Source organism: Microcoleus sp. FACHB-SPT15 (genome assembly GCF_014849525.1).
Taxonomy (GTDB): domain Bacteria; phylum Cyanobacteriota; class Cyanobacteriia; order Cyanobacteriales; family Coleofasciculaceae; genus Symplocastrum; species Symplocastrum torsivum.
Window position 1 is genome coordinate 39,777 of record NZ_JACJNU010000040.1, and the last position, 22,406, is coordinate 62,182.

17 protein-coding genes are annotated in these 22,406 nt (G+C 46.6%); 6 read left to right on the forward strand and 11 right to left on the reverse strand.

From position 1 onward, the window contains the following. Window positions 1–15 precede the first annotated feature (15 nt). The 3 genes from H6F98_RS13635 to H6F98_RS13645 all read right to left on the reverse strand — a co-directional run bounded on the left by H6F98_RS13635 (window position 16) and on the right by H6F98_RS13645 (window position 6,758). Window positions 16–2,346, reverse strand: a complete 2,331-nt coding sequence (locus H6F98_RS13635; RefSeq protein ID WP_192219241.1) for a tetratricopeptide repeat protein — start codon at window positions 2,344–2,346, stop codon at window positions 16–18. Window positions 2,347–2,350: 4 nt separating this feature from the next. Continuing rightward, complete coding sequence (locus H6F98_RS32775; protein ID WP_199348460.1) at window positions 2,351–5,113, reverse strand: hypothetical protein; 2,763 nt, start codon at window positions 5,111–5,113, stop codon at window positions 2,351–2,353. A gap of 850 nt (window positions 5,114–5,963) precedes the next feature. Then, window positions 5,964–6,758 carry a hypothetical protein gene (locus H6F98_RS13645; protein WP_192219242.1) on the reverse strand — a complete coding sequence of 265 codons (795 nt, stop codon included), beginning with the start codon at window positions 6,756–6,758 and terminating at the stop codon, window positions 5,964–5,966. Window positions 6,759–7,553: 795 nt separating this feature from the next. On the opposite strand from H6F98_RS13645, the gene H6F98_RS13650 reads away from it, so the two are divergent. Continuing rightward, window positions 7,554–9,128 carry a metallophosphoesterase gene (locus H6F98_RS13650; protein WP_192219243.1) on the forward strand — a complete coding sequence of 525 codons (1,575 nt, stop codon included), beginning with the start codon at window positions 7,554–7,556 and terminating at the stop codon, window positions 9,126–9,128. Between the two features lie 479 nt (window positions 9,129–9,607). Here H6F98_RS13650 and H6F98_RS13655 read toward each other — a convergent pair whose 3' ends face one another. Then, window positions 9,608–10,231: a methyltransferase domain-containing protein gene (locus H6F98_RS13655; protein WP_192219244.1), complete on the reverse strand. Its 624-nt coding sequence runs from the start codon at window positions 10,229–10,231 to the stop codon at window positions 9,608–9,610. A 112-nt stretch (window positions 10,232–10,343) separates the two neighbouring features. On the opposite strand from H6F98_RS13655, the gene hemH reads away from it, so the two are divergent. Further along, window positions 10,344–11,507, forward strand: coding sequence for a ferrochelatase (gene hemH / locus H6F98_RS13660; RefSeq protein ID WP_192219245.1), 1,164 nt, complete (start codon window positions 10,344–10,346; stop codon window positions 11,505–11,507). Window positions 11,508–11,633: 126 nt separating this feature from the next. On the opposite strand, the gene rpsU is transcribed toward hemH, so the two are convergent. The 4 genes from rpsU to H6F98_RS13680 form a co-directional block, all read right to left on the reverse strand. Next, a complete protein-coding gene (rpsU, locus tag H6F98_RS13665; RefSeq protein WP_192219246.1) occupies window positions 11,634–11,813 on the reverse strand; it encodes a 30S ribosomal protein S21 in 180 nt (59 codons plus the stop codon). Window positions 11,814–12,106: 293 nt separating this feature from the next. Next, on the reverse strand, window positions 12,107–12,388 hold the full coding sequence (locus tag H6F98_RS13670; RefSeq protein WP_192219247.1) for an RNA-binding protein: 282 nt from the start codon (window positions 12,386–12,388) through the stop codon (window positions 12,107–12,109). 183 nt (window positions 12,389–12,571) lie between these two features. Continuing rightward, a complete protein-coding gene (gene dusB / locus H6F98_RS13675; protein ID WP_192219248.1) occupies window positions 12,572–13,627 on the reverse strand; it encodes a tRNA dihydrouridine synthase DusB in 1,056 nt (351 codons plus the stop codon). A gap of 144 nt (window positions 13,628–13,771) precedes the next feature. Continuing rightward, a complete protein-coding gene (locus tag H6F98_RS13680; RefSeq protein ID WP_192219249.1) occupies window positions 13,772–14,194 on the reverse strand; it encodes a HEAT repeat domain-containing protein in 423 nt (140 codons plus the stop codon). Between the two features lie 833 nt (window positions 14,195–15,027). Here H6F98_RS13680 and dnaK point away from each other — a divergent pair. Then, entirely contained in the window at window positions 15,028–16,950 is a 1,923-nt protein-coding gene (gene dnaK, locus H6F98_RS13685; protein WP_192219250.1) for a molecular chaperone DnaK, read from the forward strand. A 172-nt stretch (window positions 16,951–17,122) separates the two neighbouring features. Here dnaK and H6F98_RS13690 read toward each other — a convergent pair whose 3' ends face one another. Further along, the gene (locus H6F98_RS13690; protein ID WP_192219251.1) at window positions 17,123–18,328 is read right to left on the reverse strand and encodes an HhoA/HhoB/HtrA family serine endopeptidase; all 1,206 of its coding nucleotides are present in this window, start codon (window positions 18,326–18,328) and stop codon (window positions 17,123–17,125) included. 668 nt (window positions 18,329–18,996) lie between these two features. Between H6F98_RS13690 and H6F98_RS13695 the strand changes: the two genes are divergently transcribed. After that, window positions 18,997–19,188 (forward strand): DUF2949 domain-containing protein, encoded by a 192-nt coding sequence (locus tag H6F98_RS13695; RefSeq protein WP_192219252.1) that lies wholly within the window; start codon window positions 18,997–18,999, stop codon window positions 19,186–19,188. A gap of 348 nt (window positions 19,189–19,536) precedes the next feature. Here the strand turns inward: H6F98_RS13695 and H6F98_RS13700 are convergent, their stop codons facing one another. After that, complete coding sequence (locus H6F98_RS13700; protein ID WP_192219253.1) at window positions 19,537–20,040, reverse strand: thiol-disulfide oxidoreductase DCC family protein; 504 nt, start codon at window positions 20,038–20,040, stop codon at window positions 19,537–19,539. A gap of 511 nt (window positions 20,041–20,551) precedes the next feature. Between H6F98_RS13700 and H6F98_RS13705 the strand changes: the two genes are divergently transcribed. Both H6F98_RS13705 and H6F98_RS13710 read left to right on the forward strand, forming a co-directional pair. After that, complete coding sequence (locus tag H6F98_RS13705; protein WP_192219254.1) at window positions 20,552–20,716, forward strand: hypothetical protein; 165 nt, start codon at window positions 20,552–20,554, stop codon at window positions 20,714–20,716. 49 nt (window positions 20,717–20,765) lie between these two features. Next, the gene (locus H6F98_RS13710; RefSeq protein WP_192219255.1) at window positions 20,766–20,960 is read left to right on the forward strand and encodes a hypothetical protein; all 195 of its coding nucleotides are present in this window, start codon (window positions 20,766–20,768) and stop codon (window positions 20,958–20,960) included. Between the two features lie 38 nt (window positions 20,961–20,998). Here H6F98_RS13710 and H6F98_RS13715 read toward each other — a convergent pair whose 3' ends face one another. Continuing rightward, window positions 20,999–22,336 (reverse strand): HlyD family secretion protein, encoded by a 1,338-nt coding sequence (locus H6F98_RS13715; protein ID WP_192219256.1) that lies wholly within the window; start codon window positions 22,334–22,336, stop codon window positions 20,999–21,001. Between the last annotated feature and the right edge of the window lie 70 nt (window positions 22,337–22,406).

Here is a 22,406-nt window from a genome sequence, read left to right on the forward strand (position 1 = left end):
ATCTGGGCTTGCAGGTTAAAAACGTTCCCAGGGGGGTTGAAATCCTCGTCGTCGCAGGAAGTCTTCTTGGATTTGCTGTCTTTGGCGAGATAAATCGCTGCTAGAAGCCCCCCTCTCAATTTGTTCGAGTTGCAGTTGTTCGACTGCTGTAAGCGCCTCTAGCTGTAGGTCTTTAGCCCTACTTAAGCTAATCAGTGACTGGCGCACTGTCAAGTCATTGGGTCGAAGCGCGATCGCTTGAGAATAAAGATTGGTCGCATCATCAAAACGTCGTTGTTGAAACCGAATCCCTCCTAAAGCCGACAATGCCTCAACGTTACTCGGTTGGGCTGCCAAAATCGCTTCATAAGCAAGGCTTGCAAACTCTAAATCATTAATAGATTGAGCGAGTTGTCCTTGTAAAAAATAGCTACCGATATTGTAAGGGTCACGAGCCACTAATTGAGCTACCCGTGCCCTCGCTTGCTCTGGAGAGCGCTTTGCCAGCACTTGAATTGTTCGCACCTGTACGGGGATGTTATTCGGATCAAATTGAAGCAGGGCATTGTATAAAGGTTCCCGTCGTGCGTCTGCTGGTAGTGTGCCAACTAAGGCAAAAAGTTCTGGTGGCGCGACGGTGGACGGTTGTGTCTGTAGCCAATAATTCAAAACAGCCTCTGCTTGTGACTCGTCTATTAGCTTAGCCTCATAAGCAAGTGTTGTCCGGGCAAGCTGAAGTGTTAAATCTTGAGGATTACGAGCTACCAATTGGTCAAAAATTGCCAGGGCTTCAACAGGTCGATTTTGTTGTAAACGAACGCCTGAAAGTCCTTGCAGGGCTGCATTCAAAATATCACTATCCGCTAAGTTACTAGCAATCAACCCTTGGTAGCGTTGGGCGCTAGCTTCTAAGTTTCCTTCACGACGCTCAATCTCTGCTGCTAACAATTGTGGTGCTAAATCCCTTGCTCCTTCATTGGTTGCAGCATAAGCGGCTAAAGCAGTTCTTGCGCCAATTAGGTCATTTCCTTCGATTAATAGCTGAGCAGTTCTGAAGTTCAGAAACGGTACATTGACACCTGATGCAAGCAGACTTTGATAAATCGGGAGAAATTCTGCTCCCGGAGGATCGATTCCTGCCAAAGCTTGCGCGATCGCATTCTGCTGGATTGGGTCTGTCGGTAGAGGCTGAAGGGCACTCGCAAGACGTATTCTCAAGTCAGCTTGAGAAATCAAACCCAGTTCACTTTCCAGCGCTAGTTGTTTAACCACCAGACTGCGGTCATCCGGTTGAAGGGCAGTTAGTTGTCGGTACAGTTGTAGAGCGGTTTGTTGTCCCTGAGGTAGTCCACTCAAAACATCAGCCACTTCACGCAGCAACCTTGGCTCTGGGTTGGGAGTTTGCTCTAATGCCTGAAGGTAAAGAGTACCAACTTGCGACGCAAGAGTAGGATTGTTGCTCTGAGTCCGAATTTCATTAAGCGATCGCGCTAATGGCAACACAGCCTCTGGGTTACCCTGCAATGGCTCTAATACTACCAAGGCTTGAGTCACCTGTTGATTCGCCAGATAGCTTAACGAAAGTGCTGCACGAGTTTGGATTGCTAAGTCATCTAATGTTTTTGAGGTTCTAAGCTGCGCCTCTAAAACCTGTACAGCCTCAGCGGGATTACCCGTTTCTCGTAAAGCACGGGCATAAGCGATCGCGGAATAGTCTGTAATCGCTTTCCCTGTGGCTTGGTAGCGGTTAAAGAGTTCAAGTCCCTGTTGAGGGTTGCCGCTATTGGTATACGCTTCTGCTGCTCCCACCAGCACTTCTGGCGTTGGATTTGCTTGCAGCGCAATTTGATAGTCAGCCAAGGCTTCGGCAAATCGTTGCTGGTAACTGTATAGTTGTCCTCGTAGTCCACGAGCTTCCGCATCATTGGGATTCAAGTTCAGCAGTGTCGTCAGTGCTTCAATCCCCGTTAGTTGCCACTCCGGACGATAGCTACCGAGTAAACCAACTGCCCTTAGTGCCAGATCATTGTTAGGGTCTTGAGCCAGGACATCTTGATAGGCTTGCCATGCTTGGGGAATCAGCCCTTGTCGCCTGTACGCGATCGCTAAACCTAACTTCGCTTCTAACAATTGAGGATACTGTCGGCGGGCTTGCTCAAAAAGTGCGATCGCATCTTGAACTCGCCCCTGTCTCAGGAGTGTGAAGGCTTGTTGTACAGTCGCAGGAACAGTCTGAGCCTGCACAACGGAAATGCTTGTCATAATCGGCACACTTACCAATAGCCCTGCTACTCCTAACCAAATCGCCATCCCTCCACTCAGAGATTTGAGGCGATGTTTATCAACTCTGCTACTCAGTTGACTCATGGAGTTACTCGCCTCCAGGAGTTACATCGAACTCGGTTTTAACTCGGAAACCGCCATAGGTATCGGAAAAGCCATCGCGTTGTTGAAGCGTGAAACCGAGCCGAATGTTGGGTAAAAATCGAAAATCGTAGAATAGCTCCAATACATCGGGTATCTCATCACCGCGATCGCGCCGTAGTTGGTCGTTTGACAAACTGCGACCATAAGCAAGTCCTAGTCGGTCATTCTCGGAAAATACATCCGAGAAACTAATTCCGAGGCTATAGGTATCCCCTCCCTGATCCAATTCCCGATTTTCGTACCGACCATAGCGACCAAATACTCCCATGCTCAGTTCGGGAACGAACACCTCTGCATTGACACCATAGGACTCTTCGCGATCGGATGGCAGGAGTCCAAAGCTATCAGTATCCCGATTATTTTGGAAAATTTCTCGGAAGCCATCATCTGAACCCGCATCCCGATCGGTGGCATAAGTTCCACGAATAATCGCATTGCCGTAGCGGATACCAATTTCTCCAGCAAATCCATCCAGGGCGAAATCACCAAGATTCTGAGCGGAAGAGAAGACAGCAGCTTTCGCTTCAATGTTATCCGTTATCGTCCAGTTGACTAAACCACCAAGGCGAGAAGAAATCCCAGTTGTACTCAAAGCGGGGTTAGTCTGAAACACTGGGTTAAAGAAATGCGTTGCCCCATCCTTAGCAAAGCTATTGCGATCAAAATAGGACGTTAAATCCAACTGACCAACCACGAATCGTAGATTGGGTAAATCCGCAATAGGAGCCGTAGCAAAATAAAGCTCATTAATATTCAATCCCTGATTGGGAGAGTCCGCCAAGGTATTTTCCTCACTCGTCAGATCAAGCGTTGCCCCAAATAGTGCTTGAGGACTAAGAGGATAAAGCCCGGAAAGGCGTGCCCGTGCCGAGGATTCGTCACCTTGGTCGATATAGAGTCCCTGTAGCTGTAAAGAGGGAGAACTTAAAGCTGTGCTACGAAGCTCTGGCGGTTGCTGAGTCGTAGGCGCTGCACCTAATTCTGTCCTGGGAGGAGAGGCGGGCGGGATGATATTCGGGTTGGGTGTTGGGAGTTGAGGTACTGTTTGTGGGTAATTTTGTAGGTAATAGGGAGATTGTCCTAACGCCGGATTGTAATTACTCCCAGCCACAGGATTGGCAGGAAGTGGCGCTGGGAGTTGAGGTACTGTTTGTGGGTAATAGGGAGATTGTCCTGCCGGATTATAGTTACTCCCCACCATCGGATTCGGGGGCAGTTGGGGGGGTGTTTGTGGGTAATAGGGAGATTGTCCTGCCGGATTATAGTTACTCCCCACCATCGGATATGGAGGCAGTTGGGGGGGTGTTTGTGGATAGTAAGGATACTGTCCTAGCGCCGGATTGTAGTTACTCCCTACCATCGCATTCGGAGGCAGTTGGGGGGGTGTTTGTGGATAGTAAGGATACTGTCCTAACGCCGGATTGTAGTTACTCCCTACCATCGCATTCGGAGGCAGTTGGGGGGCAGTTTGTGGATAGTAGGAGTACTGTCCTAGCGCCGGATTGTAGTTACTCCCTACCATCGCATTCGGAGGCAGTTGGGGGGGTGTTTGTGGATAGTAAGGATACTGCCCTAACGCCGGATTGTAGTTACTCCCTACCATCGCATTCGGAGGCAGTTGAGGGGCGGTTTGTGGGTAGTAAGGATACTGCCCTAACGCCGGATTATAGTTATTTCCTCCTGCTGGAAGCGCCGTTGCTGGCACGGGTACTAAGAGTACAGTTTGTGGATAGTAGGGGTATTGTCCTAGCGTGGGATTGTAGCCATTCCCTCCTGCCGGAAGCCCTGTTGCTGGTACGGGTACTAAGAGTACAGTTTGTGGGTAGTAAGGGTATTGTCCTAACGCGGGATTGTAGTTATTCCCTCCTGCTGGGTACACCATTGTTGGTGCTGGTACCGGATTTGGAGGTTGTGGGAAGTAAGGTAGCTGCCCCAGTTTTGTATTGGAGCTATCAGAACCTACAGGAATTGGAGTAGCTGGAACTGGTAAAGGAGGTAAAGTTTGTTGTGAGTACGGTAGTTGCGCCAACACGGGATTGGAGCCACTAAAAGTTGATTCCGGTATCACAGGGGTGAGTGTGTTGCCACAAGTTTTGCCGAGACTACAGTCACTCTGATGGCTTGGTGCCAATTGCCCCAAATTTTGCTCTATATTATTGTGCGTATTTGTACTTGATATTGGCGGAGTCGGTAGCCCCTCAATAGCAATTTCCCTTTCAGTAGTGTCATATCCAACAACTAATGGCTGATTTGCTGGGGAATGCGATCGCTTTTGAGCGTCTAGAGTGGCACTAGGTATGGCAGAAACTGTTAGCGGTTCCAGTTGTTGAGGTGCTACGGCATTAACCTTGACTGGCGCTTGCTGAACGAATGTGTTCTCTGGGACTAAATTAGTTGCAGGTTGTTCAACAGTCTCCACACCAGCACTAGAATTGCTCGTTGGTTTAACGGCAACTGCTGAGCCTTTGACTTCAGAACGCAAAGCCGTAGCTTTAAGATTCTCTTGGCTACAGGATATCCTCAAATGAGTTGGTAAAGAGGCTTGACTCTGCGCCAAACATATCGGCTGTTGCTCAGCAGGATTTGCTTGAGCGGGTTTAATGCTACTCACTCCCAACCCTAAAAAAGTTACGAGTGAACTAGCGCCAAGCAAGTTAATCCATAGCTGTGTACTCAAGGCGTTAAATCGGGGATAATCAGCACTCATTAGTTCATTGCCCAGCTTGTTTGGCTGATAAATCTTTTCCCGCCATGCTGAAGCAAAGCAATTGATAGTTGCAGCTCATAGTACCTCTGTTTAATTGCTGTTGAATTACTCGATTTTGAACACCTCTTAAGACAGGTATAGGCGCTCGTCTGTTGGTATTGATTTAACAACACTACTGTATACAGCTAAAACAGAAATGTCTCTATAATCTGGAGTTTAAAGGATAAAAATTTATCGGATGCCATGAACATAAGTAACACAGCAAAGAAGTTATGACAATCTGCCTGTCTAACTGTGCACCCTATAGCTTACACTCTTGCCCTATTTTCTAAAGAAGGCAAGGTAATAACTTTTTACCCAGTAGTTGGATTCCAGCAGCTCACTTAAAAATCTGGTGTAAGGATACTTACAAGTATCTTTTTCATCATTTAAAAAAGCTTGGCTACCATAATACCCTCGCACTACTATATCAAAAGCGAGTCAGAAAGCCTCTACCCAGAGAAAGAGAAATCTTCCTAACTTTACTCACTTAGATGAGCTAGCCGTGGCAATCAATACGACGGCTGCTCTCCTAATTCAAGCTTCTGGAGAGAGCCGAAGGTTATTGGTTTTTAGTGTATTAGCAACTTTCTACAAGCGCTTAGCTAGAGATAACTCTCTTGAGCTATAGCGTTGGTTACATTCTCTAAAGGGAAAAGGAAGACTTTCAACGATTGCGAGAAACTTACCCTAAAAGGCTTACAGGCTGCGATCGCACACTTGCGTAGACGCTTTGGATGAGCTAGTAAAACCCTGATGAAGTGAATGAGGATAAGTCTGCCGAGCAACCACTAGAAAGACATCTCAATTCTCAATGTACAGACCAAGACTGGACAGCTTGTGGTCTTGCTACATTAGCAGACACACCGACTTTTGTCTTTTCAGATCCAGCTTCTTGAGAATTTGCGGCTCGTGGTGTTGCAGCGAGAGCTGTTTGTAAAGATGCCATCTGAGCCATAATTTTTTGGAGTTGAATGTGGAGTTCTTCAACTTCCTCAGGCGCAATAGCGATCGCAGAGTTGGAGGCTTGAGCGACAGCTTTTGTCCGAGTATGACCTAGGACAGTCTGAACTGAGGGAAACTTCGCTAAGGCGTCATGCACTGTCTTGCTTGGTGTTGCAACTGGTGAAGTTTCAACGCTTTGCGTTGTCATCACCGACGGTTCAACCACCATAAAAGCTTCAGTGCTTGCTGCTGTTTTGGACTCTTGTTGTAGAGCCACTTCCTCATCCAAAAAGGCACTCAACCCAGACGCTTCCAGCCGAGATTCTGAGAGCTTAAGCGTTTCTAATAACTCTTCCTTCTGCTTGAGGTGTTTCGCTAAACCCTCTAGTTCTGCCTCGACTTGAGACGATTTGCGGCTAGATTGCCGCCAACCGGTGACAGCAACACTGGCGATTCCAGTCCCCAAACTCAAAGCACTTGCTAAACCTAAGTAAGGAGTTGCAACATCCCTTAGTTGACCAGAAAATACTGGCTCCTCTTGCAGTTGAATAGTTACTGGCTGTGAGCCAAATACAGCTAAGGGTAAAGTCAGTACAGAAAAGACTGCTGCCGAAAGCACTACTGGTGCAAGGACGAATTTCTTCAGGGGAGATGTAGTCATGAGTGATAGTTTCCTTGTACAAATGCCAGTGTTAGTCGTAAAAACTCAAGGATTGTCGAAATTTAATCCTTTCTATTTACTTGATGCTGCTCGCACTTTCTACTTGTCAGTAGAGCGTGCAGTAGCGTGCCCCTACTCCTACCATGTTTACTTTAGTTTCTGTCGCCGTAATTTTTGTAAAGCCTTGATGAAGACTCCGTAATTTCACGTAAAGTATTAGTGAACCGCCATTTGTAAGTGAAATCCCCATAGTAAAACTCGCTTTTATGTATCCAACTTTACAAAAAAAGCATAAACTGACTCTAGGTATGGAAAGGTTTCATCGTTGATAGCCTGATAGGTTAGAGTTATCAAAAATTTGCAAAGCTTCAGTTCACCCTTGTTAGTTGTTAACAGTAGGTGAGAGAGCCTATTATTATCGGTATAAACTTATACCAGCCTTGCTTAAGCAGCAATGGCTTGTTCAGGCGGCAAAAAATGTAATTGCCTGTGCTACCCGACGATAAGGGTTAGAAAAGTGTTTCTTGAAAGTTGCATTTGGATACCTTACTTAACGATCAAGAAAAGTTCAAAAGTAAGGGGCTTGTATACCTGCTACCCAGCCTTCCTTGTGAAGTAACATCTTTGGTAGCAACACGGTAGCCGTGGGAAACCAGTGCCATACCATAAGTTTGGTGACTGGAGGATGTCACGCACAAAGATAGATGCCTTCGACTAAGAGCAGACAGCTACAATCAGCTTGCGTCGAGACAAGGCTTACCTCTGTTTCGGAAAGCAACTCCTAAAGTAATAGCTATGAAATTTGTATCTGACCCGCCAATCTCGGTAAAAATTCGCAAGATGAGGCAGCGGGTGCGGTGGGAAGATCCAATAATTGTCGATCGCTCAATCGATCAAACTCAGCTGTTTATTGACGATGGAGCTTCCGATAGCCAAGAATTTTCATTTTTAGTTATTGGTGATAGTGGTTCTGGCCCCCATCCCGACCAGAACCCCCAACGACAAATTACCGAACTAATGCTAGATCATTATGATACTAGCCGTTTCATCTTGCACACAGGTGATGTTATCTATCAAGTTGGCTCAAGTGAATATTACTTGAGAAACTTCATCGCTCCCTATCGAGAGTTTCTGGTAGGTGGCGAATCGCCTGAAAAAATTCCCTATGACCAAATGGTTTTCAACAAGCCATTTTTACCTGTACCCGGTAATCACGATTACTATGATCTGCCATTTGTCTATGGAGTTCTAGCACAAAGTACTTGGCTTTTGCGCCACCTGCTCCGGTCAAAATTGGATTTAGGTGTTGGTTGGCATGGCTCAAATCAAGGCAGAGCCTATGCGAAGGCGTTCCTCGACTATCTCAAGGGGTTCAATACCAACGAAGAATTAGAGCGTCATCTAGACAGCCATTACACTGCCGAAACCGATATGGGTCGCTGCCTACGTTACGAGGCTGGGCGCTTCACCCGATTACCCAACCGCTATTACACCTTCCGATATGGCGGGATTGACTTCTTCGCCCTCGACTCAAATACCTTCAACGCACCTGCACCCCTGCCGACAACTAAAGAGGGAGAAGCCATCCGTCATCAGTTGGAACAGCGCCGAGATGAAATAGAACGCTCAAAACAGGAAATTCTTGACGCTTCAGCCCGTCTCAATCCAGATCAACCTGACGAAGCGGAAATTCTCGATGACAATCGAGCCAAGTTAGAGCAACTCGAAGAAGTACAACTCGACATTGAGAAACAACTGACAACCGACAAAACAATTGTCACGGACTTTGAACAACTGGATTGGCTAAAAAGGAGGCTAATTGAATCCTGGAACACAACCGAGGTTCGTGGACGAGTTGTCTATTTTCACCATCCTCCCTATGTCACCGAAGCGACAAAATGGAACCAAGCGCAAACTTTAGAGATTCGCTACCACCTCCGTGAGGTACTCGATGCGGTTTCTGAGGCGGTTGGGGGATTAGTGGGGGGTCGTCCAATTGTTGATTTGGTTCTTGCTGGTCACGCGCACTGTCTAGAACATCTTTGCACAGCTGACACGGGACACGCGGACTCTCATATCCATTGGATTGTTTGCGGTGGTAGTGGTCATAGTCTCCGCCGCCAACGGGTTGAAGGTTCGGAATTGATGGAAACATTTAGGCGTAATGAAGGCAGTCACACAGGTCTAGTCGCGCATTCACTGCTTTACGTCGGTCGCCATGGTCAGGGCAAAAAGAAGCGGCGACCCTACTCGTTTTTGCGGATTGATGTTCAGGCAGGTGACCCTCCCAAGTTTGTTGTTCGACCATTTATCACGGAACGCATTGGGCGAGAGTGGAGTAGTAGCCACCTTGAACCGTTTGTGATTTGAAGTTTCAGACGAATATATAGCAGAAAGCTATCAGCTTTTTTGTTTTTCCGACGCTGTAGAAATAACCTACCAGTAAATACTCTTTCCCAGATCCCCCTCATGAACGGAACTGGTGGAGAACTTTCGTCGCGAAGGTTTATAGCTTTTAGATAGAGTGAAGTAAATACTATCCAACAGGATGACCCTGCTAGAGGAGGCTGCAACTATTCTAAAAAGCGAAACTATAGTCAAGATACATTCAAGAGGTTTAACCCAATGGTTTGGTTTATATTGATATTTCTGTTAGTTTTAGCAATTTCTGCTACCCCACTTCTGGGTAGTTTCAATGTACCTTGGTCTCTGGAACTGATGATCGGACTATTTGCGGCTTTCTTTGTTACGAGTTGGATAATTCTCATTTTCTATCCTCTATTGCCGTAAACTGTGCAGTTCTTTACATAAGTCTCTTCTGTCAAGGGCTAATCCCCAGTTAAGAAAGGCTATTTCCTTACCTGAATCACTTGGAGACTGCCACCAGCATGAAGTGCGTAGGTTAACACCTCAAATCCCGCATCCTTCAGTAACTCAACCAAATCTGTTTCTAATAGCTGCCAGGAAGTTTCCGTCTCAAACAACCACAAAAACAGGGTTAATCCAGGCCAAAATAGGAAGTTCGTCGGCTTGTGAAAATCTACTAACGCGAACACCCCACCTGGCTTGAGTACTCGATAAACTTCCTTGAGGATTTGCTGCAACTCAGAAGGCTTCATTTCGTGCATTGCGACACTGGTATGCACTAAATCAAATTGATTATCTGGAAATGGCATCTCTTGAGCCAGCGCTTCTAAATACTTGGCTTGGGGGACATTTCGCCGTGCCCGTTCCAGTGACACTAGCGCCATATCCAAGCCTGTGACATCCTGGGAATAATGCACTAGGTATTTCGTGGCTTGACCACTGCCACAACAAAGGTCTAAAACCTTCATTTCTGAAGTGATCGTTAATCCTTGCAAAGGTAGCTTGTGAAATCGTGCTTCTCCTCCCACACTAAGAGCAGCGAGTCGGGAAATCGTATAATAGAACCATTGATATTGATAGCTCCAAGTTCTTAAAATTGATGCCACTGCTCACTCCCTGGTAAAGATGTGTATTTCTTATTGCGAACTTAAACCATGAAAAAGAATATATTGTTAAAATCAGTAACAAATATGAAAACTCTGGGAAACTATCATAATTATGGGTCGTGTAGGGGTATTATTACTTAATTTAGGTGGGCCAGATGAACCAGAGGATGTTCGTCCTTTTCTCTTCAACTTGTTTTCTGACCCTGAAATTATTCGTCTGCCATTTTCCTGGCTGCAAAGCCCCCTCGCCTGGTTGATTTCAACGTTACGTGCGAAAAAGTCGCAAGAGAACTACCGACAAATTGGTGGTGGTTCACCATTAAGGCATATTACAGAAGCGCAAGCGCAAGCCCTCCAGGAACATCTACAGCAACAAGGGCAAGATGCCAACGTTTATGTGGGAATGCGTTACTGGCATCCTTTTACAGAAGAAGCGATCGCACGGATTAAGCGCGATGTCGTAGAACGGTTAGTAATCCTTCCCCTTTATCCCCAGTTTTCCATCAGCACCAGTGGTTCTAGCTTCCGTCTTTTAGAGAAGCTTTGGCAAGAAGACCCAGCACTCAGACAGATTGAATATACTGTTATTCCCTCTTGGTATCAGCAACCCGGCTATTTGCAAGCAATGGCGCAGTTAATTGCCCAAGAACTCGACCAGTTTGCCAATCCTGATGCGGTTCACATCTTCTTTAGTGCTCATGGTGTTCCTGTCAGTTATGTCACAGAAGCGGGCGACCCCTACCAACAAGAAATTGAAGACTGTACGGCCCTAATCATGCAGACTCTCAACCGCCCAAACCCCCATACGTTGGCTTATCAAAGTCGAGTGGGTCCAGTTGAGTGGCTCAAACCCTACACAGAAGACGCTCTTCAAGAACTAGGTGCCCAAGGTGTTGAAGATTTGTTGGTGGTACCCATTAGCTTTGTTTCTGAACACATCGAAACACTCCAGGAAATTGATATTGAATATCGAGAACTGGCAGAAGAAGCAGGTATTCAAAACTTCCAGCGTGTACCAGCACTCAATACACATCCTGTCTTTATTGATTCCCTGGCGACTTTGGTTGTTGAAGCCCTGGAAGCTCCCAGCCGCATGTTTTCAGAGGTTATACGTCCGGATAAGAAGGTTAAGATGTATCCCCAAGAGCGTTGGGAATGGGGGATGACGACAACCGCTGAAGTTTGGAATGGTCGTCTAGCAATGATTGGCTTTTTGGCTTTAGTGTTAGAGCTAATTAGCGGTCAAGGACCGCTTCACTTCGTTGGATTATTGTAAATAGAGAATTATTACTCAGTTTCTAGAACCGTTTTTCCTATAAGACTGACTCAATTAATAACCCTGTAGAATTGTCAATTGGACTCTACAGGGCATTAATTTAGTGGAACGATTGGATTGTAAGCTCTAGCGGAACCGCCGTTTGCGCCTTCTTGCAACAGCTTTGCGCTTTTTCTTTTCTATGGGAGTCTCAAAATGGCGCAGACGCTTCATATCTGCGAAAATTCCTGCCTTTGAAACTTGACGCTTAAAACGGCGCAATGCCGACTCAATCCCTTCATTTTCGCCTACAACCACTTGGGTCATGCTATCTCCTCCTGAGTTTGAACAAGCAATTTAATTTGGGTAGTTACATTCACCCAATTGAATCTCTAACAAGATTGGTGATCACAAAAAATCGGGAGCATTCTGTGTTAGCGACTTAGACGAGAAGCTGTACTGTTAGATGTATGCTCACCGTATAGGTATCACCTCAGACTACTCAGTAAATCGAAAGCAACTTTGGCTGACGACGCTCACGCACTGAAGCGAAAAACTGAATGCCCCTGACTACAAGATTATAGGTGTTAGCTAGCCTGTAATGCTTGAGTAGGATAAGCTTAGTAACTACGAGAATACCCGCCACTTTGTCTTTTATCTTCACGAGGCTTGGCTTTATTAACCCTGAGGCTACGACCCATCCACTCAGCACCATCGAGAGCTTCAATTGCCGCATCTTCCTCAGCATCGGTTTCCATCTCTACAAAACCAAAGCCACGAGGACGACCTGTCTCGCGATCGTTTGGAATCTGGACTCTCTTTACAGTTCCATATTCCGCAAAGACACTAGTTAGATCATCTTGTGTAACGTCGTAGGATAGGTTACCCACATAGATTGACATAAAAAAGTCTCCAGAAGCAAATGATGTAGAGATTTAAATCCGGAGACACGCCTGTAATATACCCACAGAAACACTGTAGCCGAACATAATTCTCGCTAATTACCCTAACACATCAACTTGTGAGCTAGCCACTCTGGGTACTATTTCAATTCTATCAAGTAGATAGAATTTAGTTGATGTAGTTTAAGCGACTACGTGTTGAGGTATGAGTTCCGAACTGTTAGGGATATCTGATTGAAGCCGTGCGATCGCGTTGTCAATTAACTCAACACCTTGCTCAAGTGTTTCAATAACTGCTAAGTGCCCCCGCAAATCAGCGGCACCCGCAAAGTTTTTGGCATACCAGGTCATGTGTTTACGAGACTGACGAATACCGCGATCGCCTTTATACTCCCATAACGCCTGCAAATGTTCCCTAGCACACTCCAACCGTTCTACGGATGTCGGGGAAGTGAGCTTTTCTCCGGTTTTCAAGAAGTAATCAATTTCTCCCACCAGAAACGGATAACCGAGCGTTCCTCGCGAACACATTACCCCATCAGCACCTGTCTGTTCCAGACATTTTACCGCTGCCTCAACTGAAAAGATATCTCCATTCGCAATAACTGGAATGGAAAGTATCTCCTTCACTCGCCCAATCCACTCCCACTTCGCATTACCGTTATAGCCTTGGGAACGAGTGCGTCCATGCACGGTAATCATCTGTGCCCCCGCATCCTCCATCCGCTTGGCAAATTCCAGAATATTGATTTCCTTATCTGTCCAACCGATACGAGTCTTGACGGTGACTGGCACATTCACCGCCTCAACAACTGCCCTCACAATTGCCTCAGCCGTCTCTGGTTCCCGCAACAAGGAAGAACCACCCCCATTTTTCGTAATCTTATTTACAGGACAACCCATATTAATATCAACTGTATCTGCCCCTTCCTCCACCGCCATCTGTGCGGCTTCCGCTAAGAAATCTGGACGGCAGTCAAACAACTGAATACTAATCGGTCGTTCGTTGGGGTCTACCTCCATAATTTTAGGTAGCTCTTTTACATAGTGCAGCCCTGTGGCATTCACCATCTCTGTGTACATCATCGACTCTGGCGCATGACGGCGCACCAGGCGACGAAATACCATATCTGTAACCCCAGAAAGGGGCGACTGTAAAACCCGACTTTTCACCTCAAAAGAGCCAATCTTCAACGGTGTTGACAGTCGAGCTTGCAAACTGGGAGATAGAGAAACCATAGACGAGATGTTGCAGCAATCTAGCTTCTCTATTTTACTCACTTCAAATAGCTTCTATCTTTACCCAGGAGAACACCTTGTTTATTGATCAGTACTGTCTCTTAAATCGGCTAATTATAGTGCTTAACGAACTAGTTTATAGCCTTAGTGTTGAGGGATTTTTCTCGTTTCCTGATTAACCTTTGCCAAAGCTCTGGCTGCAAAACGGTGAACATCCTTTTCCCGATCGCCCAAGGCAGTGGTCAGAACCGAGACAGGAACTTCAGTGTCTGCTCCCATCGAGCGTAAAGTCTTTGCTGCAAGACGACGAATCTCTCCTTCCTCATCTTTTAAGGCTTCAATCAGAGCTGGAATAGCAACTCTAGCTTCAGAACCCATTCTTGATAAAGCCCATGCAGCGTACCAACGAATTTCTCCTTCCTCATCTTTCAATGATTCAACAAGAACCGAAACCGGAGTGTCTATTCTCCCTTGGATTCTTGACAAAACACCTGTAGAGATATGAGAGAAACCTTCTCCAATAAATGTTAAAAAATCAAGTAGTTTGCTATTAGATGTTAGTTGCATAGTACGGAATACCCAGTGACTAGATTTGGAAATATAGTGTTTTTAAATGGTTTTTAAACAGCGAAAGTGCTGAAAACTTTAGCTGACAAGGGGTGTTTATTTACATCTCAAATGAAAACACTATACTAGCTACTTACAACGGCATAGAGAAGATCATGAACATGAAGTAGCATAGGTTTTATTATCTATCCCCCTAGCGGAAGATTGCAAGAAGTCTAAGCGTAAGTTAATTCAAAGTTCATATCAGCTTTACAATAACTTCACACCCAATTGCTAGCTATTGGTAACGATCGCTTTACAGCCTGACAATTACCTTGACTATTAGTTAAAGGTTCTTAATCGTTTTAGTAAGTACAGTAGTTCTTGCCACAGGAATCTCTCGGTTCATGCTGCCACAACCACTACAAGTTAGGCGATTTATACATTAAGGGAAGAGTCCATAGGTGCTAACTCTCGATTGAAAACCCAGCGGATTTGACTCAGAAGTCTCTCAAGACGGCAAACACAACAGATTTATTACGGTTCGCCCCAATCTCCCAAGCCCATAAGTTCTATACATTAGACACAGTGAAAGCAATCAGGAGCAGCTAGCTACCGATGCGCTTCATCTAAAAAAGGAGTAGTGAAAGCAATTTTGTTATATCACCGTCCAACCCCAGGTTCGGAAACCCCTCCTTCATCAGATAGCGTCACAATGCTCACTATAGAGATTGGTAGCTCTCTCCAATGGTATTGAAGCTCTCCAAAGCTGCTGATTGAACCCTTGAATTGTTCAGTTTTCAGTTCCCCCTGCCAAATCAGTATTTGTAGTTAAACGAACCCGGAACACTCTTATGGCAAAAGTTGTTGGAATTGACCTAGGTACAACTAACTCCTGCGTCGCAGTAATGGAAGGTGGTAAGCCTACCGTCATTGCCAACGCAGAAGGTTTTCGGACAACACCTTCAGTTGTAGCCTATGCCAAGAATGGCGATCGCTTGGTCGGACAAATCGCCAAGCGTCAGTCGGTGATGAACCCCGAAAATACTTTTTACTCCGTTAAACGCTTCATTGGGCGTAGATTTGATGAAGTGGGCAACGAAACTACTGAAGTTTCTTACAAAGTCCTCAATGCTGGCGGTAGCGTCAAGATTGATTCCCCCGCGCAAAGCAAGCAATTTGCACCAGAAGAGATTTCTGCTCAGGTGCTACGCAAGCTAGTAGAGGACGCTAGCAAGTACCTCGGTGAAACGGTTACCCAAGCCGTCGTTACCGTTCCTGCTTACTTCAACGACTCTCAGCGTCAAGCCACCAAAGATGCTGGTAAGATTGCTGGGGTTGAAGTGCTGCGGATTATCAACGAACCTACCGCCGCTTCTCTGGCATACGGTTTAGACAAGAAGACCCAAGAAACCATTCTGGTATTTGATTTAGGTGGTGGTACCTTCGACGTATCTATCCTTGAAGTTGGCGACGGTGTCTTTGAAGTATTGGCAACAAGCGGTGACACTCACCTGGGTGGTGACGACTTCGACAAGAAAATAGTTGATTACCTCGCTTCAACCTTCCAAAAAGATGAAGGCATTGACCTGCGTAAAGATAAGCAAGCGCTGCAACGCCTAACTGAAGCTGCTGAAAAAGCCAAGATTGAACTTTCCAGCGTCACTCAAGCAGAAATTAACCTTCCCTTTATTACGGCTACTCAGGATGGTCCCAAGCACCTGGATATGGTGTTGACCCGTGCCAAGTTTGAAGAACTCTGCGCTGACTTGATCGACCGTTGCCGCATTCCTGTTGAGAACGCAGTACGCGATGCCAAAATCGACAAGAGCGCCATTAACGAGGTCGTCTTAGTTGGTGGTTCTACCCGGATTCCTGCGGTACAAGAGTTGGTCAAGCGGGTTCTTGGTAAAGATCCAAACCAAAGCGTCAACCCTGATGAAGTCGTAGCCGTAGGTGCTGCGATTCAAGCAGGTGTCCTTGCTGGTGAAGTGAAGGATATCCTCCTCCTCGATGTCACACCGTTATCTCTGGGTGTGGAAACCCTGGGTGGGGTCATGACCAAGATCATCCCTCGCAACACCACTATCCCCACCAAGAAGTCAGAAACCTTCTCAACGGCTGTGGATGGTCAGACCAATGTGGAAATCCACGTTCTCCAAGGTGAGCGTGAGATGTCCAACGACAACAAGAGTCTTGGTACCTTCCGCTTAGATGGTATCCCACCTGCTCCTCGTGGTGTTCCTCAAATCGAAGTGACCTTTGATATCGATGCCAACGGTATCCTCAACGTTACTGCGAAGGACAAAGGTACAGGTAAAGAGCAATCCATCAGCATTACTGGTGCTTCAACGCTACCGGATGCCGAAGTGGATCGGATGGTCAAAGAAGCCGAAGCCAATGCTTCTGCTGACAAAGAGCGTCGTGAGAAAATCGATCGCAAGAACCAGGCAGATTCTCTTACCTACCAAGCTGAGAAGCAAATCCAGGAGCTTGGCGACAAGGTTCCCGCTGCTGACAAGACCAAGGTAGAAGGATTGATCAAAGACCTACGCGAAGCCGTTCAGCAAGAAGACGACGAGCGGATTAAGACTTTGACGACTGAGTTGCAACAGTCACTCTACAGCATCAGCACCAACCTCTATCAACAACAAGGTGGCGGTGGTCCAGATGGGGGTGGTCCCGGCGCTGGTACAGGTGCGGCAGGTTCTGAAACAACCTCTGGTGGTTCCAATCCTGATGATGTGATTGACGCTGAGTTCTCAGAAACTAAGTAGTGCAACCGATAGAGGCTAGTGATGAACTGCCTCTACCCTCAGTGATTGATTCAGTGTAATTGAGAAAAGGTGGATGGGTAGCGATCGCTCCTATCCACCTTTTTTATTGTCGTAAAAATAGGAGGAGAACAGTATTCCCCTTCTCCTCCTACCCCTGTTTGAGATGAAAGCCTTATTCGTCTGAATCCTCAGTTGGGAAAGCCCCTGGTCGGACTTGAAAGGCTTGTACCCTACCCTGACGAGCAACTTCGACTTCTAAAGCACCACCAACCTGACTAGATTCGACTTGTTTTTGTACCTCACCAGCACTTTTAACTGGTTGACCAGCGACTTTTCGGATAATATCTCCAGGTTGGAGACCAGCTCTTTGTGCTGGTGAATTTGGAGCAACACCAATGATTAAAACACCAGTATCTTGCGTGACTTCAAAGTCAAAGTCCTTGTCCTCATTAATTTCTTTTCGGAGATCTGGTGTTAAGGTCGCCATCCGAATGCCTAAGTAGGGATGCTCAACTCGACCTTTTGTGAACAGTTGATCGGCAATTCGTTGTGCCGTTTCAACCGGGATTGCAAAGCCTAATCCCTGAGCACCAGCACGAATCGCTGTGTTAATCCCAATCACTTCACCTCTGGCATTCAGCAGAGGACCACCAGAATTACCGGGATTAATCGCGGCATCTGTTTGAATAAAGCTAACCCGTTTTTCTGGGACACCGACCTGAGAACTAGAGCGATCTAGGGCACTGATGATACCAACGGTCACAGTATTATCAAGCCCTAGGGGATTGCCGATCGCAATTGCCCACTCTCCGGGAATTAAAGTCTCCGATTTCCCGAGGCGTACTGTAGGTAAACGTGTCGCCTCAATTTTGACCACCGCAACGTCGGTTACCGAATCGACACCGACCACCTTACCGTCAAATGTTCGACCATCCTTAAGCGTAACTTTCACTCGATTAGCACCTGCGACAACGTGAGCGTTAGTAATCATCCGCCCATCTGAAGTCAGAATAAATCCTGAACCCGTGCCTCGCTCAACCCGTTCTTCTGGAGGTTTTGGCATCTCATCACCAAAGAATCGCCGGAAGAAGGGATTTCTAAACGCATCGGGAACCTCTCTTGAAACCTGACGTGCTGAGTCAATCCTGACAACGGCTGGTCCCACGCGATCAACTGCCTCAGCAATGAAGTTGAGATTGGCTTCGGGAGGACGACCTGAGGGCTGAGCATTGGAAGGTTGCAAAACAGCCGGAACAGCTTCAGGTGGTCTTTGCACCGACTGCTCTGCCATGAGATAGCGACTCCCCAGTACCCCTGCGCCACCGCCTAAGCCCAGCAAAGTCAGATAAACGGTCAGCTGCTTTAGGGATAAACTCATGGTCTTGACAACTCAACGATATCTTTTGCTTACTTATTACTTCCACTCTACTGAAAAAGTTTGGAATTAACCGAATACTGTGAACTAAGTTATGTTCACCTGATGCTACTGACCTAGCCAACTATCGAGAGCGGTGGAAAGCGTTTGAAGAAGAAGGTTTGGAGCTAGTGCGATCGCATACTTCACAAGCCACTGCTGCTGGAGTGAGTGCATAATTTACCCAACTTCGTATTTCGGCAGGTAGTGAATGCTGCTGTCACAACTCACTATGAGGTTAGTCGCTTAGGTGTCAAAGTTGACATAAATAATCCCCGCAAGCACATCGCGCTGGCGGGGGGTTTTATAGAAATTCTGTATACTTACTTCCTAATATACTACCAAAGAGAGATGCATTTAGGGGAACTATTGCGTTCAACCGTGGCGCTCTTAGCGTTTAGGGAATCACCAAATCACTAGATGAGAAACTTTACAAAACTAAACACAAGAGCTTATTTATTCTTAGACTCTTGATAGTACTACGTTTCAGGATGGGCTATACCTGTTTTGTATCCAGAAAAGATAGAAAATATTTCTAAAGAAAGACCAATTTCCACCAATATTATGAGAGCATCCATAGTACTTAACACTGGGGTCAGCAGATATAAAGACCCTAACTATTAAATAACCCAATGAAATCTACACGCCTCCTATTGTTAATTGGTTTTTTGCAGGATGAGTTGGCGATTCCCTCTGCCTCGATCGACCTAGCCGTGCGCCATCATCCCGATACCCCAAATCTGTTGCCGATGATTCTTTGGCAATACGGATTGATCACGTTAAAGCAGTTAGACCGAATCTTCGATTGGTTGGAAACGGCGTGAGCAAATTCCGTGAGTTTGGCTGTGATGTTTAAAACCCCTGGCAGCAGGCACGTAGACAACTCCCTCAATCAGTTCAGCCTTCTTTAGAGAAACATCGCGTTGTAACGACGCTCAAATTCATAGCGATTTAAGCGATCTGCGCTTCGCAGCAGCGCTTCGCTATCGCCACTTTCAAAGAAGTAATGAGTTGTGTATTTTGTCTTTCTGTCACTGAGAGACTAGCTCATTGCACCGTTTGGTCGTGCCGCCTAACTCAGGATGTGACGTGAAAAGTTACCTCACTATAAGCCATCATTTCAGCAACCAAATCACTATGGCTAAGGCAATTCAAATCGACCAATAAAGAAGTCAATTATCATCGTCGGTCAATCGGCAACGCTGTAGTGTCTTGCACTCAATCCGCTTCTGGCGGTCGGCAACAATACTCGTTAAGTCCGGTCGTCCCGTGAGAGCGAGTCGCCAGTCAGCCCAGATTTCGTATAAGGCATCCACAATCCAACCAATCACAGGTAGCTTAGTGGCAGCATAGATCCACCCCATTCCCAGAATTTCGTAGACTCGACGAAAGACTTCCACATTTTTGATGACAGTGCCGTCGGGGAGTAGAGCATGAATTCGCCCCATTGCCGTCTCAAAGTCTATGCCTCCATGTGAAGAGGGAGTATAGTCATCGTCGGCAATATCTACAAACGTCACTTTTCCTCGACCCGCATCACGTTTTCTCAAGAAGTTGACTTCTCGCACACACAAGGGGCATTCACCGTCGTACAGCAATTTGATTTGCCAGGACGGCTTTTCAGGTACAGGAGCGACTTTAACGGATTTGTGGGATTGGGTGTTTGACGAGGGCATACGAGGAAAGGCAAATTAATTCACGTCGGAAGCATTGTTATAAAATCTCCTCGACAAGGAGCTAGAGATTTGTTACTAATTGTAACGATTTGAGTACACCATCAGGAAATCTAACTTGTCACTCTTGATATTGTCGTTGGTTCAGCTTCATCTCACCTGTAGCTGCTGCGCGCTCGTTTACTTGCCTGCACCTCAGCGAGCGTTTGAGTTTGCACCGCTTGGATTTGAGCCTTGACTCGCTCCAATTGCTGTTGGGTTTGTTGGATACTACTATATAGTTGTCGCTTCTGAGTCTAGAGGCGAGAGTCGTCTAGGTAAGCAATCGCCTCTCCCTGCTGTAAGGCCTGGTGCGCCTTTACTTCAATCCGATTCACTAAAAATTCGTTAACTCATAGCAAGAACGTGCAACGATGGCATGAACGTGCAAGATTTTTTTCAGTCACATGGCTCAAAATCGGAGATAGGAATACACCGATTATCCAAATAGGAGATGTAACAAGGAGCCATCAAAATGAAAAGAGCAACAGCCAAGCCGTTGAAGAATACATCCAACCAAACTCTGTGGACAGACCTTGGAGAGAATGCATCTGCACAAATAAGCGGCGGCAGAATCAGCATAGGTGAGACTTCTCCAGTTGATGGGTTAGGCAGACCTATAAGACGCTCAGTCCTCTAACCCTTAAAAAGGATGAAAATGCGATTTTACAAGCCAACGCAATCTCCACTTGCAATGTAACTCTGCAAAATTAAACCTAGAAAATGTAGAGCGATCGCTAATCCAAGACCTATCAGAACAACAGGCTAGCAATCTTGCAGGAGGTATTCAACGCCTTCAAGAAGAGTTTCAAGCAGAACTCAGCGTTCTGCGGGGGCGGACAACCCCCCTCCTGCCAAAAGCACTAATGGAAAATCAGGCTTAATCTTTTTGAAATCTCGTGGTAGTACTAGTTATTAGTCTTTAACTATCCAGCAGCAACCTTGCTTTTCTTAAAAAGAAGGTCAATACCGTCTCTTTGCGAGTGATGATATCTGCATTACCATTCATTCCGGCTTGTAAGTTACACTGACGATCGCCAACTCTCAGGAAAAAAGTTTCAGGTTGAATCGTCACTTCATAGCGGGAATTAACCGTTGGTGATGGCATCTCTCGCTCCGACGAGGTTGCTGTGTGGGACGGACGTGCTGTCACGTCGGGAGAAATAGTGGTGAGTATGCCTGCAAGCGTACCGTAGTCGGGGTAGGGACAGCCTGACACCTCGATCTTCACGGCTTGTCCCACTTCGACTCGACCAATATCTTGAGGGGCAACAAATGCTTTCACAACTAAGGGAACATTGCTAGGTGCAATCTGCGCGATCGCATCTCCGCTACTCACGAGTTGGTCTATATTCTGGAGGTTCAGTTGTTGAATCGTACCAGTTACAGGTGTGCGTATTACGGTATTCGCCAGCTCTGTTTCCACTTGCTGAAGTTCTTGGCGATCGCGTATTATCTGGTTTTGGATGGGGAAGAGTTGTTGACTCAGGGCTTCCCGTTCCCGGTTTAGGGTTGCTAGAGTCGAAGCACCTCTGGCACGCTCTTGCGCTACCCGTTCGGTAGCAATTTCCACTGAAGCGGTACTGGGATCGAGGGCAGATCGGGCGCGTTGCAAGCGAGCTAAGGCAACGTCTACTGCTACGGCTTTTTCACTGATTTGTAGCTCGGCAACCGCTCCTGTATTCGCTAATTCTCGATAGCGAGCTAATTCTTCCTGTGCCAACTGCGCGGCAGATCGTGCTTCTTGCACCTCTGCTTGCGTTGCTACCTGTCGCTCTTGATGCTCTCGTCGGTTTAGCTTGAGTTCGCCTGTAGCTGCCGCAATCGCGCGATCGATTGCCTGCTCCTCAGCAGTAATTTGAGCCTGCACCGCCTGAATCTGAGTCTTAATTCGCTCCAATTGCCGTTGATTTTGCTGGATGCTAGTAGAGAGTTGACGTTTTTGGGTCTGCAAGCGAGAATCATCAAGATAGGCGATCGCCTCTCCCTGCTGTACTGCCTGATAAGCTTTCACTTCCAGCCGCTTCACTTTCCCCGTCGCCGCCGCCTGGACAATTCGCAATTCTCCTGTGGGACGAACGCTTGCCGGAGCTTTGACTGTCGCCGGATACTCCAGCACTGCCGCCAAGGTAATAGCAGCACCAAAAATAGCAAGCATCGCCACGCCGCCGAGAGTTGCCCAGCGATCGATAGGTGGCAAAAACTCATCCGGGTGTACCGAACGCAAACCATCTGGATTGATGGGAGAATTGTTGGTCATTGGTCATTGGTCATTGGTTGTTTGTTGTTGGTCGTTAAGGAGGTTGGAAAGTTGCAAAATGTTCATGGTT